Raw genomic sequence first — 15046 nt, forward strand, 5'->3', positions numbered from 1 at the left:
GGATGTTTCGACATCTCAAGGAAAGAGAATATGGTTAGTCAATCGCAAGAAATTGTCTTTTTAGATGAACCCATACCAAGCACAACAGTAAAGGCTGCGAAAGCGGTCAAAATACTCACTGTAGACGATGATATTAACTTCCAACGTTCTACCGCCTTTGCCTTGTCCACTCTCACGATCCTTGGTGCAAAAATAGATTTAACCCAAGCATTTAGTTACGCCGAAGCCTGCCAAATCGTCGCCAATGAGGACGATTTTGCCATTGCCTTAGTCGATGTAGTCATGGAGACCGAGGATGCAGGGCTTAGGTTAGTTCGTGGCATTCGAGAAGTGCTCGGCAACGAAAAAATTCGCATTATTCTGCTCACAGGGCAGCCCGGTATGGCACCCGTTTTCAATGTGATGCGTGACTATGATATCAACGATTATTGGACTAAGTCGGAGCTCTCCGCCGACCGCCTGCAAACCATATTGACCACTAACCTGCGCTCCTATCAGCAGATCAGCAACATTGCCAATGCAAAACGCGGGCTGCAATTAATCGCCGAGTCCAGCGGTGCCCTCTATACCTCACGCAATATCAAAGAACTCTCGAGCAAGATGTTGCAACAACTGGCGATACTTTTGAATTTACCTTCGGGAGGAATAGTGTGCGTCAAGGCCATCAATGACCTGCATGAATTTGGCCATATGCATCAGATTATTGGAGCCACAGGGGAGTTTGAATCTTACTATGGCAAAGCCTTACAACAACTTGAACAGCAACAAATTCGTATCCAGTTAGAATTATCGCTAAGCAGTAAACAATCGCGTATCGAGCCACAATACACTTGCCTATTTTTCCCTGGAGAACTTGCGGGGAATGACTATGCGGTTTACCTCGCTACAGGGCGACTTTTAGATGCAACCGAAACCGAGCTTATCCGCGTCTTTAGCATGAACATTTGCGGCGGTTTGCACAGCGTCTCCCTAATGAGTCAGTTGGATAAAATCGCCTTCGAAGATCCTTTGCTTAAAATCCCGAATCGTAACGTACTCATTCGCACACTCGATGGTATTTTAAAGGAAGATGTTCGAGATAAATTTAATCTATTACTCATAGACATAGATAAATTTTCAGACTTTAACCATGTGTTTGGAACTGAGCAGGGCAACAATATGCTCAAACATGTGGCAAATAGCCTAAGAGACCAATTCGATGCCAGCGTGCTCGTCTGCCGATTAAAGGATGATAAGTTTGCCATTTTAGGCCCTAAACCTTTAGCGACCGCAGCACTGATTGAGCAGCTGTTTGTTGCCCCCTATCAACAGGGTAGCTCATGTATTACTGTCAATATCAGCACTGTGACTCTCCCTTTAGAACTCGCAGAAGGGGATGCAGTCGCCGCGATCACTCAAATGAATATGGCGCTCAAAAAGGCCAAGCATTTAGGAATCCGTCAACATGTGACCTATCAGCCCAATAACGACGATGTGGCTTCGCATTTTGAATTACTGCAAGCCTTGCAACTTGGGATAACCCAAGGAAATATTCACATCGCCCTGCAACCACAGGTTTCGTTACAAACTGGTGAGGTCGTTGGCGTCGAAGCACTTGCGCGTTGGACCTTGCCAAATGGCGATAGTGTACCGCCCCTGCGCTTTATTCCCATCGCCGAAGCAACGGGATTGATTACCCAACTAGGTACACAATTGTTTATGCAATCTTGCCAAGCCATGCATGCCTTAACCGAAGCGGGTTATCCCAATCTGCGTATCGGCGTTAACCTCTCCGCGATGCAGTTTGAACAAGAGCAAATTGTGAATCAGCTCAATGCCCATATCCAAGCGGCGCAAATATCCAGTGATCAGATTGAAATTGAAGTCACAGAGTCTACTGCCATGCAGAATTTTGAGGTGATCAACAAACAGCTCAAAGCCCTTCGAAATATGAATATTAAGATCGCCATCGATGACTTTGGAACAGGCTTTTCTTCTCTTGCCTATCTTAGCAAGTTGACCTTTGACAGGATAAAGATTGATAAATCCTTTATCGATAATGTCACCACCGACGATGGTGCCGCCGCAATTGTTGACAGCATTATCCTGCTCGGTGAACGGTTCAAGATGAATGTGATTGCAGAAGGTGTAGAAACCCGAGAGCAAGCTCGCTGGCTTAAAGATCGCGGCTGTCACGATGCTCAAGGGTATTTTTACGCTAAACCTATGCCACTCCAAGCGTTATTGGTATGGCTAGCCAATTATCAAAAAAGCACGCTGTAATGGGATTGAAACCCGCGATGCCCCTCCAAAAGATATTTTGGCGATATTGGCTTAAGCTAATGTTACCTTGGCTGTTATTAGTGCCATTGCTGAGTCTCGTGCTCTATCAAAAGCGTCACGAAGATGCGATGACGCCCTTATATCGACAAGCCGATGCGGTGCTTGCCGATGCCAATCAAACCATAGCTTACTATCTTGGCAGTTTGAAACGAGACGCGCTGCTTCTCGCAAAATACCAACTCCTGATTGATACCGCTTCGGGACAAAATACCGATCTCAGCGCTGTCGAGAACTTCTTCAAAGCCTTTAGCGACGCCTCGTTACAGTATGACCAAGTCCGCTGGCTTGATAACGACGCCATGGAAAAAGTACGAATTAATCTGATCAACCATGAAGCGCAAATCGTCCCTGCGGCAGAATTACAATCGAAACAAGGCCGCTACTATGTTGCGCCGAGTCTAGCCCTTGAACCCGATACTTTTTACTTCTCACCCTTAGATTTAAATGTCGAAAACAACGTCATTGAGACCCCAATCAAACCTATGCTGCGCATCACTACCCCAGTGTTTTTAGCCTCTGGGGAGAGACAGGGTTTTATCGCCCTGAATTTTCTCGCGCAAGCCATGCTGGATGCTATCGCTAATACCGCTAAAGCTGGGGTTGAGCTTTCGATGTTAAACTCAGACGGTTACTGGCTCTTGGCACCACAACCCCAAATGGCATGGGGATTTATGTATGGGCGGGAAGAGCTAAACTTTAGCAAGTTCAATCCCTCTGCCTGGCAAGAAATCCACAACAATACCGCAGCGGCCTTTACAACCCCGAATGGACTATGGAACTACGAAAATGTGCAAGACATAGGTAATGCGGCCCTTCCGGAATGGCGACTCGTGACTCACATTTCTCACAACGTATTGACGAGCATCATTAAACAGTGCGCTATCGAATCTTTGAGTATTGGTTTTTTGCTGTTGTTATTAGGCAGCGCCGTTTGCTGGCGCACGGCAAAGTCCATGTGTGAACGGGATAAATTCCATGATGATTTAACCGAGCAACAGCGACGGCTGGCAAGCAGCAACAAAGCGCTAGCTCAATCGCTGCAACATCTGCACGACACTCAGCAACAGTTGATTGAAACCGGCAAATTATCTTCCCTTGGAATGATGGTGGCGGGTGTCGCCCATGAGTTGAACACCCCTGTTGGCGCTTCTTTGATGACGTTATCGAGCATGAAGAATGAGTCTCGCCGATTGCAGTCCGCCTTCGAGACAGGCCTTAAACGCTCAGATGTCGACAGTTACTTTGAGCACTTTAATGAAGGTGCCGAGATAGTCCAAGCAAATCTAGAACGCGCAGCCGCATTAGTAAAAAGCTTTAAACGCTTAGCGATTGATCGCACAGGCGAAGAACGTCGCGTCTTTAAACTCACCAGCTTAGTGCAAGATATGCTGCATACCTCATGGTTAAGGATGAAGAAGCAGTTTCATGAACTCAATATCGATATTTCACCCGAGATAGAACTCAACAGCTACCCAGGCGCCCTTGGGCAAGTTCTTGAAAATCTCGTCTCGAATGCTCTGACTCATGCGTTTGATAATGTTAGTAGTGGGCAAATCAATGTTACGGCCTATAGCCTCGAAGATGCCTTTGTAGCCATCACAGTCACAGACAATGGCGGCGGCATGGACGATGCGACCTTAAAGCAGATCTTCGATCCCTTTTTTACCACTCGCCGCGGAAAAGGGGGGACAGGCTTAGGATTACATTTGGCACATCAACTGGTTACCCAGTTACTTGGCGGGTATATCAAGGTGACGAGTGAACAGGGCAAAGGCACTTGTTTTACATTAACCATTCCGACAAATGCCCCTGAGTCCCATAAAATCAACTTAGGCTAGCGCTTTAGCCTTATCGGAATTGATAACACCGATTGCAGTTAAATAATCGATCAAGGCGCGAACTTGGGAAGCTAAATCTCCTTTGCTAGTGTCAATCGTCAACTCCGCCGAGAGCGGCGCTTCATAGGGTGATGAAATACCGGTAAAGTTGCTGATTTCACCGCGGCGAGCCTTAACATACAAGCCCTTAGGATCGCGCTGTTCACATATGCTGAGCGGCGTCGACACATGCACTTCAATAAATTGCCCTTCGGGAAAACGTGCACGTATGCTGTCGCGCTCCTCACGAGTTGGCGAAATAAAGGCCGATAATACGACTAAGCCCGCATCCACCATGAGCTTTGCCACTTCGCCGACACGGCGTAAGTTTTCATCCCTATCGGCAACACTAAAGCCCAGATCCTTACATAAACCATGGCGCACATTATCGCCATCAAGCAGATAAGTGTGAAAGCCCGCATCAAACAGTGCACGCTCAAGCGCCCCCGCCAAGGTCGACTTACCCGCGCCAGACAGTCCAGTAAACCACAATAACACTGGATTTTGGCCTTTAAGTTTGGCTCTGTCTGCTTGGTCAACGCTATGTTGGTGCCACACAATATTGCTCATAAATACTCCTCAAACCTTAGATACATAGACGACCCAAGGCATAAATATCATTAAAACGGAAAGATAACCGGCACCATAAAAATCACTATCAGGGAATAAAGCAGGGATAAGGGCAGCCCTAAGCGTAAAAAGTCACTGAAACGATAGTTCCCCGCGTTAAACACCATTAAGTTGGTTTGATAACCGTAGGGCGAAATAAAACTTGCACTGGCACCAAAGACCACTGCCATAATAAATGGCCTAGGATCGACGCCATAATTCAGTGCCACCGCATAGGCAATCGGAAAGGCTAAGGCTGCGGCGGCATTATTAGTGACAAGCTCAGTTAGCAACAAGGTAACTAAATAGACCCCCACAAAGGCGCCAAACACCCCATAACCATTGATTGCGCCCAAAAGCCCTTGCGCTAAACCTTCGGCAAGACCTGTGCTCATCATAAGGTTTGCCAACCCTAAGGCACTTCCGACAATCACCACTAATTCCAACGGGAAACGGCGTTTAAGTTCAGATAAGGTCACCGCGCCGATGGCAAAATAACTGAGTAATAACAGCACTAGACCTTTGGCTAAGGGTAAAATCCCCGCCAGACTCAGGCCAATCGTCAACACAAACCCGGCAAGCACAATACGGCTACGGCGACTGTCTAAGCGCACATTTAAATCTAGCCCGCTGACGGCGGCAAATTCAGTACTCAGCTTAGCATTAGTGCTAAAACCATCCCCTGGCGTCAGCAGCAACACATCGCCCGGTTGTAATACGATATCGCCCAAACCACCTTTTAACGGATGATGACCACGGCGAATGGCCATTACAGCCGCATCAAACTGCTCGCGAAAGCGTGATTCCTTTAAGGTACTGCCCACCAGACTCGACGAAGGCGCTAACACGGCTTCGACTAGGTTTTGTCCCTTAGCCTGGTGTTTACCAAACCAATCGAGTCCATCGAATTGATGCAACAGCTCCACCGACTCGACCGCACCACTGAAACGCAACACATCGTCCGCCTGTAACACTAACTGGGGTGGAACAGGGCAAATACAGATACCACTGCGCTCAAGCTCAACTAAATAGAGCTTTTTCAGGGCCCTTAATTTGTTATCCACCACGCTGCGACCGACTAAAGACGAGCCTTTGGCCACGTGAGCTTCCAACAGATAGGGCAGCGTTTCTTCGGTCGTGTCTTCCCGTCTGTCGGGTAAGGTATTGGCGAGCACTATCAGCAGCACTATGCCTAAGAGCACAATCAGCGCCGCCACCGGGGTAAACTCAAAGAATCCCAGTGCGGGCAGACCCGCATTCTCCACAAACGAGTTAACGATAAGGTTGGTGGAGGTACCGATAAGGGTCAGCGTGCCGCCCAGAATCGCTGTATAGTTAAGTGGTAATAACAACTTAGCGGGGGCATGGGCCTGATTACGGCGCACCACCCCAATCAAAGACGCGACAACGGCGGTGTTATTGGTAAAGGATGAGAGTAGCGCCGTTGAAAACCCCAGCTTTGCCATCGTCACCGCGAGGGAGTTATTACCAATCACTTGGCTTAATTTACCCAGCAGTGAGGTTTTCTCCAGCGCCGTCGCCGCCAGCACCAATAACACCAGTGTGACTAAACCTGTGTTGGTAAAGCTAGTGAGCGCCGTGTCGAGTGATACCATTCCTAGGAGGTAACAGAGTAAAAAAGCAAATAAAAACAACACGGCAGGATTAATGCGGCCGGCGATTAAGCCAGCCACTAATCCCATCAACACAATAGCTAATAGCCACAAGTCACTCACGTATTAAGCTCCAAGCTTTGAAATATCAATCGCTTGCCAATGCGGGAAGTGCTTACGCACCAGCGCATTAAATTCGATTTCAAAGGCACTAAATTGTGAAGATACTTGCTTACTCACATGCTGACCCGATACCACCATCACAGCCGCAACAGTAGCATTGGATAAACGGTCAATCAGGATCATGCCGCCAGTATCACGTACCAGAGAATAGGCATCGAAGACGATATCTTCGGTCAGCTCTAAGGTCACGCGGGCGATGGCATTGAGCGCTAAAGTGTCGGCGCTGCTGCGCGCAAGCGTGTTCACATCAACCACATAGTCTATGGCCGTAACAGAGGCTTGGGTCTTTTTACCCGCGACTTTAATGTCGTATAACTGGCCGAGTTGTAATGGTTTTTCATCCATCCACACTAGGTCAGCCACGATTTGATTGGCAACCTGTGGGGCACTCTCAGGCAGTGCCAGTAAGTCACCACGGGAAATATCGATTTCATCTTCTAAGGTGATAGTCACGGCTTGCCCTGCAGTCGCTTCATCGAGATCACCATCGAAGGTCACAATGCGTTCCACCTTGCTACGCTTACCCGAAGGCAGCGCAACCACTTCGTCACCCACCTTGATAACACCAGAGGCTAAAGTACCGGCAAAACCACGAAAATCGAGATTTGGACGCGACACATATTGCACCGGGAAGCGTACAGGCAAGGCGCTGAGTTCACGTTGGGTATCAATGGTTTCGAGTAGCTCCAGCAGCGTGCCACCCTGATACCAAGGCGTATGCAGACTCGGCTCTACCACGTTATCGCCATTGAGTGCTGATAAGGGCACAAAGTGGATATCTAAGTCGCCAAAGTCTTTTACGAACTCACTGAAATCATTGCGGATACGATTGAATACTTGTTCATCGAACCCCAGCAAATCCATCTTATTGACTGCAACGACAAAGTGGCGAATGCCCAGTAATGAGGCAATAAAAGCATGACGCTTGGTTTGGGTCTGCACGCCGTAACGCGCATCCACTAAGATAACCGCTAAGTCACAGGTCGAGGCACCGGTCGCCATGTTACGGGTGTACTGCTCATGGCCTGGGGTGTCTGCGATAATAAACTTGCGCTTATCGCTTGAAAAATAACGATAAGCTACATCGATAGTAATGCCCTGCTCACGCTCGGCTTGCAAACCATCCACCAGTAAGGCTAAGTCAATGGCTTCGCCTGTCGTCCCCATCTTAGCGCTATCATTTTTTAAGCTGGCGAGTTGATCTTCATAAATCTGCGCGCTGTCATGCAGCAAACGGCCAATTAAGGTGCTCTTGCCATCGTCTACGCTGCCGCAGGTTAAAAAGCGCAGCAAACCTTTATGTTGCTGCTGTGCTAGATATTCTTTTACCCCGTGCTGGCTGATTTCTGCCGCCATACGATTGGTTTTATTGACCGCTTTATCCATCTTTATCTCACTCTTATCTTGCTCAACTGTTCGTGAAGTCGGCTGATACTTCATTGCTTGATATAAAAGCCTTAAAAAGGACTTTCACGAAATCGGTTTAATCCGTCTCTGAACCAACGCTCGAAATGCCTCGGTTTAGAAATAACCTTGGCGCTTCTTCTGCTCCATCGATGCACTCTGATCCGAGTCAATCAACCGCCCTTGGCGTTCGCTCGAACGAGTTAACAGCATTTCTTCGATGATTTTTTCGAGATTATCCGCCTGCGAATGCATCGCCGCCGTCAATGGATAACAACCTAAGGTTCTAAAACGCACCACCTCATGCTTGATCTCTTCGCCAGCCTCGAGTTTCATGCGCTCATCATCTGCCATGATCAACTGACCACCACGCTCAACCACAGGGCGCTCGGCTGCAAAATACAGTGGCACTAACTCAATGTTTTCTTGGTAGATATATTGCCAGATATCGAGTTCGGTCCAGTTAGATAAAGGGAAGACACGAATACTTTCGCCCTTATTCACTGCGCCGTTATAAGTGCGCCACAGTTCGGGGCGCTGATTCTTGGGATCCCATCTGTGGTGACGATCGCGGAACGAATACACCCGCTCCTTCGCGCGGGACTTTTCCTCATCGCGGCGCGCACCACCGAATGCGGCATCGAAACCATATTGGTTTAAGGCTTGTTTTAAGCCCTGAGTTTTCATGATGTCAGTGTGTTTCGCACTGCCATGGTCGAAGGGGTTAATCCCTTGAGCTACGCCCTCAGGGTTAGTGTGAGTTAATAATTCAAAGCCGAACTTTTTGGCCTGCGCATCACGAAAGGCAATCATCTCTTTGAATTTCCAGCCCGTATCCACGTGCAGCAAAGGGAATGGGATCTTGCCGGGATAAAAGGCTTTACGCGCAAGGTGTAACATCACCGAAGAATCTTTTCCGATGGAATACAACATGACTGGATTATCGAATTCGGCTGCGACTTCCCGAATGATCTGAATGCTTTCGGCTTCCAGTTGTTGTAAGTGGCTTAATTCACGCCCGGCCATACTCTTCTCCGTTTACCTAAAATGGGCTGCAACAGGCAGCTGGATTTAACTTAACTATTCTAAAAACCTGATTTAACTAAATTTTTGCCACAATCTTGGCGGCCTCAACGGCATCGAATGCTGACTCGCCTTCCCCCTTGGGTTGGAACCAATTTAAGCTGTCCGCCAGCGCAACCACTTCACCAATAATCATTAGAGCAGGCATCTGTAACTGCGGATCGGCCGCTAGCTGCTCGAGTGAGTCTAATTGACCAATAAAGCGTTGCTGCGACTGAGTGGTCGCCTTAGAGACAATCGCCACTGGGGTTTGTGGGCTACGGCCAGCATCGATTAATCCTTGACGAATAATGCCTGCATTTAAAATCCCCATATACACAACTAAGGTATTGTTTGGGTTAGCGTAACCCTGCCAGTCCATCGGGCGGCTTTCGAGCTGACAATGGCCAGTGATAAAGGTCACCCCTTGAGCATAATCCCTGTGAGTTAATGGAATGCCCGCATAGGCCGAAGTGCCACTGGCGGCGGTAATGCCAGGAACCACTTCAAATTCGACGCCTGCTTCAACTAAGGTTTGTAACTCTTCACCACCGCGGCCAAAAATAAACGGATCGCCGCCCTTGAGGCGTACCACGTTTTTACGAGTATAGGCTTTAGTCACAAGTAACTGATTAATTTCATCTTGCGCCGCACTATGCTTGCCCGCACGTTTACCGACGGCAATCTTTTCAGCATCTTTGGGAATAAGATCGAGGATATCTTGACTGACGAGCGCATCGTATAACACTGCATCGGCGGACTTTAGAATGCGCCAAGCCTTGAGGGTTAATAGCTCAACGTCTCCGGGGCCCGCGCCAACCAGCCAGACTTTGCCCTTCGCCCTCTGGCCCGGTAAAGATAAAATTTCCATCACATTCCCCGATATGAGATCAATGTGTAGCAATATAGCCCTAGTTATATTCCTTAATAAATATAAAATCATTAATTGTTATACCAAAAAGAAATAACAAAAGAGCTTCGAATTAAACCAATTAACTATAAGTGAGGGAGGCAAAAACGCCATAAGTCTGAAAAGCATTTAACAATATGAAATAATTAGATAAAACATGAATTAAAGGCGAATATAACGCTAATCAAAACTTGCGTCATCTCACATAACAGCACTATGTTATTGCTAAAAATTCTACTCAGGCGTCTCTTTAACACATAAAAATGGACGCAATCTAACTCGAGCTAAGTCATACAAGAGGCAGGATTTCTAACAAAAGATCCACAAACTAATGTTAAGCTGGGTAAATAAAGAGAAAGCGTAAGGCAAATAGACACATCAAGGAGGGCGGATGTCCCTATTTTATAAAGGTATCGCATTAATTGGGCTGTTAACTTGTACTGGGCTACAGGCGGAAGAATCCCTCGTTAAAGGGCGCGTTCAGGACGAACTTGCGACCTCAGAACGTCCCTTTGTGATCACGCCACATAAAGTGAATTACATTTTACCCGCCACCTATAACCCCGATCCCAATATGGCGCCCTTCGCCCAAGATGCGGCCGAAAACAACTACACACTGGATGAGATGGAAGCTAAGTTCCAGATAAGCTTTAAATTTCCTCTTTGGTATAATGTCTTTGGCGATAATGGCCACCTGTTTTTTGCCTACACCAACCAGTCCTATTGGCAGCTGTATAACAAGGATATTTCTTCCCCCTTCCGTGAAACAAACCACGAACCCGAAATCTTCATGCTGTTTAACAACGATTGGAAAATCGGTAGCGTGACCAACTCCTTCTGGGGCTTTGGTGCTGTTCATCAATCTAACGGTAAGTCAGGGTTATTATCCCGTAGCTGGAACCGCATCTATGGCACTATGATCTTCGATGCTGGCCCACTGGCGTTTTCAACTAAGGTGTGGTGGCGGATCCCTGAGGATGAAAAAACCGATATTCATCAACCCCGTGGTGACGACAACCCCGATATTGATGAATACATTGGCAAGGCAGAGTTTGTTGGGGTTTATGGCATTGATGACCATAGATTCACCCTCACCTTGAAAACCAACTTTAAAGATATTGACCGAGGCTCAGCGGAGTTTACGTGGAGCTACCCCATCGTCGGTAATTTACGCCTTTATACTCAATACTTTAACGGCTATGGCGAGAGTCTTATTGACTACAATTACCATAACCAACGCATTGGTATCGGCGTATCGCTCAACGATATTCTCTAGCGATTTAACCGTGACAGAGCACAAAAAATAGCCATAATTCTATGCGGACTTATAAAAGCTGCTGGTAAATTGCTCAAATGGACTCGAGCGAAAGGGACCGAATGATGATTTTTATTGCCAAAATAGGCATTTACATCGATAGTCGCACACCTTTTTAGCAGTAAAAGTAAAGTGGTCACGGAGGAATATGAATTTTAGCTATCGCACTGTCGTTACTTTACTGAGCTTAATCATCTGCGCGAGCCTCATCAGGCTCGCGTTTTTCGCTATTCCTGAAAAGGCGCAACCCACACTAACGACTAAAGATATTCGCCAAGATCTCTATATTCTGTTCGACCAAATAGAACAACACTCCGCTTTTTACGCACTAAACCCACAGGCAAATGCTCCGCAGCTCAAACGACTAGCAGGGCTAATCACAGAGCAATATCAAGATGTCATCCCTAAAGAGCGTTTCGCCGCCGAACTCACTAAGCTACTCAATGCCTTAAAAGATCCTGGGACTCAGGTCGCGAAGGTGGAAAATAGCAGCGGTGAGTTGCCCCTAACACTCAGACCTGTCAACGAGCAATGGCTCGCCTTGGATAGCAAAAATAACCCCATCAGCGCTGATTTTCCCTTTATCACCCATATTGATGGCATTCCCTTAAGCAAGTGGATCTCGGCCAGCCAAGCCTATTTGTCGGAACCCGCGAAAAACAGCCAAGAAATGCAGCTAATTTGGCTCAAGCGACTCAATCTGCTGCGGGAAGATTTAGGTCTGAGCATCAAGCCCTATGTACTTATCAGCTTGATAAATGATGACTTGCAGACCACGCAGGTCACTATCGCCCTACCACAAGAGTCGAAAACCATAGTCAAACCGATTGAGGATGAGACAGAGCTGAGTTTTGAAAGCCTGATCACCCAACTCGATAATTTAGCCCCGACGGCACCATCGACACCCTACTATGCTTTGGAGCAAATCAATCCAACCACAGCGAGGCTCAAGATTGATGATCTCTATGCCTTTGAACTCGATAAAAACCAGCAGGACGCCCTACGACAGGGAATGCAGCAGCCATTACTGATTATCGATTTAAGGCAAGCGAGGGGCTTTAGCCCTAAGCTATTGACTATGCTGTCGCGCTATCAAGATATGCAGCCCAAGAGTAGCCAATATCATTCGACGGTAGAACACATCATGGGATTTGCCCATTATCGCCGCTCCCCCGAGCTTAGGAATGATTATTTAAAGCCATTAAATTTTAGGCCGCTCAATGCGCTTGAACTCAGTTCACCACGGCTTAAGCTGTTAACGAGGCGTCTGCCGAGCATAGATGAAAACCGATTTAGCCCTTGGTTTGTCCGCACAAAACCCGAAGTCGTTGCCGAAGGCGATAATCGCCTCGCCCTACTCGTGAGCCCACTGTGTAAGCAGGAATGTGAGTGGATAGCCTACCGTACTAAAGCTTGGTCTAGGGTGAATTTGATTGGTGAGAAAACCTCGGGGGATTTTGCCAGACAGTATAAATTTACCTTACCTAACAGTGACTTGGATGTTCGTTTTAGCAGCTCACTCACCTATGATGCCGCAGGCGAGCTATTGTCGGGGAAAGGCACAGAGCCAGATATTTGGCTGCCGCAGAATAACGATATTGAATGGCAGGGGCTAGTTAGTTTAGTACGCAGTGCTAAACCCAAACCCGCTGAAACGCCCCTAAGTTCTCAACTTAAGTTAGCGCAAGCCAATTAACAAAAAGCCAGCATATTGCTGGCTTTTTGATTAACTTCAAGAGAATTGAGCTTACTTGTTATCGCTCGCCTTCGAATTCATCACTGAGCCAAAAACGATGCCCTGTTTATTCACATCGAAGCTCATTTGTACACGCATATTGTAATCTTTCAGCGCTTGCAGCTCTTCAGGGATTGGCTCGCCAGTTAGTTCTAATAGCGTCAGCACTGGGGTAAACATCTTACCGTAGTCGGCCGACATGCTGTACAGACCATTTGCAGATGGTTTTTCGCTCGCCAGTTTGTTGGCTAAGGCTAAGCCTTTATCGCCAGAATAAACCACTAAGTGTTGGCCCTTAATGGCCAGCATCGGCTTGATGTTCATCTCTGGAGGCAACATTAACAGTGGTGATAAATCGGTAGGTTCACCATTATCCGACACTTGCAGCTCAGCCAACATAGGTGCAAAAGGTTTCACCATATTGAACAGCATGGAAGGATTATCAGCCGTTAAACTGATTAAGGCATCTAAGCTTTCAAGCTTTGGTTCTTGGTCCTGTGAGCTCATCTTATAATCAAGCAATGACAGGCTCACACCCTTAACGCCGTTAGCCATGCCGGTAAACATACCCAGCATGGCAGGGCTTAGTTGGCTTAACTCAGCCTGTAGCTCGGCCAGAGGCGCGCAGGTTAACTGCGGCTTTTGCAGATCGTCCCAAATCGCGGTGAGAGAAGGCGCGACTTCATTGACATCAATCCCCAGTCCCATCGAGAAGATAGTGCTGTTAATGTCGGCTAAGTGGGTAGGAATATAGCCACGCATTTTTTGTAGCGCCGTTAAGATTACTTGGTTTTTACTTTCAACCACAAAAGAAGCCGCCATATGGCTTTCTTTTTCAGTCGACGTAAATGCAGTTAAGCCGCCCACAGTGCGCGGCCAGTTGGCAGCGATTGCCGTTAACTCAGTTTTGCATTCTGGAGTACGGATCTCAGCAAAAGGATCTTCGCCATGGTTTTCTTCGGTTAGCAACTTAGTCAGCTGTTTAGCTAACATATTGCCATCGGGAGACGTTATCGCTTTGACAATCTCAACGTGGTTGATAAAGCTGACGCTATCTTCCATAAAACCATGGGTTTTAATGATATCTTGCAACATGCCAGAAGCGGCTAAGGATTGGGTCGGTTTCTTTAATCCTAAGGCCATTTCTAGGATTTCAGGCTTAATCACTGAGGCCGAGAATGTGACGGTTAAAATGCCATCTTTATGGGCAAATAACAGATCTGCTTTATCGGTTGAGCCTTCTTCCGCCAAGGAATAAGCGCGGTAGTCAATTCCAGCTAAATTACGCTTCTCATGGGTAAAACCGCTCTCTTGCTCAGCTTTATCCAATACAGCCCAAAATGCATCAATTTGACTAATATCGGTTTTAAATACAGGCACTACGCCTAAGGTATAGAAATAAGGCTTGACCTCATTCGGTAAACCGAAAGTCTTGAGCAATACTGCCGGATCTTTCATCCCATCCATATATTGCTTATAAATACTCACAAAAAACTTGGCCATTGGGCTGTCTAAATCGCCTAACTCGGCCAAAGAATCTGTTGAATATTGCTGGTAATTGCCAGAAATGGATTGCAGGTAGTTTTTCAGGGGGAAAGGTTTTAACTGGCCCGAAAACACTGGGGTATCGGCAGGGACATACTCTAGCAAAGGATTGGCTGAAGCACTCGAGCTACTTCCGTGTTGAGTGTACCAATAAGCCCCCGCACCCGCTGCAATAATCGCCGCAGCAATAACAATCTTCTTCATCTAAAACTCCATTTAATTACCGTCAAAGTGACAAAATAATACCGAAAGCACTCACCTTCGGTATTTAAATACTGACCTGTTGTCATTCCTTATTACACACATCACGGCAAACAAACATCCGACACAAGCCAAGAATTTGCGCAGGGAATTGCCCTAGGACTGAGTGTATTTGAAGGGGAAATACGTTCGGTAATTTACCATTAATTAACTTCGGATGCGAATGAAGCTGCGCTATTAATAAGATTTCGCTTACCAAGCTAAATAGAT

General features: G+C 47.0%; 10 protein-coding genes. 4 read left to right on the forward strand and 6 right to left on the reverse strand.

Features of this window, described 5'->3' with window-relative positions; translation table 11 throughout:
* Window positions 1–30 precede the first annotated feature (30 nt).
* Both ACK5NH_RS05965 and ACK5NH_RS05970 read left to right on the forward strand, forming a co-directional pair.
* Window positions 31–2262 carry an EAL domain-containing protein gene (locus ACK5NH_RS05965; RefSeq protein WP_416918305.1) on the forward strand — a complete coding sequence of 744 codons (2232 nt, stop codon included), beginning with the start codon at window positions 31–33 and terminating at the stop codon, window positions 2260–2262.
* A 59-nt stretch (window positions 2263–2321) separates the two neighbouring features.
* The gene (locus ACK5NH_RS05970; protein ID WP_416918307.1) at window positions 2322–4160 is read left to right on the forward strand and encodes an ATP-binding protein; all 1839 of its coding nucleotides are present in this window, start codon (window positions 2322–2324) and stop codon (window positions 4158–4160) included.
* On the opposite strand, the gene cysC is transcribed toward ACK5NH_RS05970, so the two are convergent.
* From cysC to cobA, 5 genes are all read right to left on the reverse strand, one after another.
* Window positions 4152–4769 carry an adenylyl-sulfate kinase gene (gene cysC, locus ACK5NH_RS05975; protein ID WP_416918309.1) on the reverse strand — a complete coding sequence of 206 codons (618 nt, stop codon included), beginning with the start codon at window positions 4767–4769 and terminating at the stop codon, window positions 4152–4154. The genes ACK5NH_RS05970 and cysC overlap by 9 nt on opposite strands.
* Before the next feature lie 50 nt (window positions 4770–4819).
* Window positions 4820–6544 carry an SLC13 family permease gene (locus ACK5NH_RS05980; RefSeq protein WP_416918311.1) on the reverse strand — a complete coding sequence of 575 codons (1725 nt, stop codon included), beginning with the start codon at window positions 6542–6544 and terminating at the stop codon, window positions 4820–4822.
* A gap of 3 nt (window positions 6545–6547) precedes the next feature.
* The gene (cysN, locus tag ACK5NH_RS05985; RefSeq protein ID WP_416918313.1) at window positions 6548–7990 is read right to left on the reverse strand and encodes a sulfate adenylyltransferase subunit CysN; all 1443 of its coding nucleotides are present in this window, start codon (window positions 7988–7990) and stop codon (window positions 6548–6550) included.
* A gap of 135 nt (window positions 7991–8125) precedes the next feature.
* On the reverse strand, window positions 8126–9034 hold the full coding sequence (gene cysD, locus ACK5NH_RS05990) for a sulfate adenylyltransferase subunit CysD (RefSeq protein WP_416918315.1): 909 nt from the start codon (window positions 9032–9034) through the stop codon (window positions 8126–8128).
* 76 nt (window positions 9035–9110) lie between these two features.
* Window positions 9111–9941 (reverse strand): uroporphyrinogen-III C-methyltransferase, encoded by an 831-nt coding sequence (cobA, locus tag ACK5NH_RS05995; protein ID WP_416918317.1) that lies wholly within the window; start codon window positions 9939–9941, stop codon window positions 9111–9113.
* A 430-nt stretch (window positions 9942–10371) separates the two neighbouring features.
* Between cobA and ACK5NH_RS06000 the strand changes: the two genes are divergently transcribed.
* Both ACK5NH_RS06000 and ACK5NH_RS06005 read left to right on the forward strand, forming a co-directional pair.
* Window positions 10372–11256: a phospholipase A gene (locus tag ACK5NH_RS06000; protein WP_416918319.1), complete on the forward strand. Its 885-nt coding sequence runs from the start codon at window positions 10372–10374 to the stop codon at window positions 11254–11256.
* A 187-nt stretch (window positions 11257–11443) separates the two neighbouring features.
* Window positions 11444–12991 carry a S41 family peptidase gene (locus ACK5NH_RS06005; RefSeq protein ID WP_416918321.1) on the forward strand — a complete coding sequence of 516 codons (1548 nt, stop codon included), beginning with the start codon at window positions 11444–11446 and terminating at the stop codon, window positions 12989–12991.
* Between the two features lie 51 nt (window positions 12992–13042).
* Here ACK5NH_RS06005 and ACK5NH_RS06010 read toward each other — a convergent pair whose 3' ends face one another.
* The gene (locus tag ACK5NH_RS06010) at window positions 13043–14779 is read right to left on the reverse strand and encodes a hypothetical protein (protein ID WP_416918323.1); all 1737 of its coding nucleotides are present in this window, start codon (window positions 14777–14779) and stop codon (window positions 13043–13045) included.
* Window positions 14780–15046: the final 267 nt, after the last annotated feature.

This window comes from Shewanella sp., assembly GCF_047975355.1.
In the GTDB taxonomy this organism is placed as follows: domain Bacteria; phylum Pseudomonadota; class Gammaproteobacteria; order Enterobacterales; family Shewanellaceae; genus Shewanella.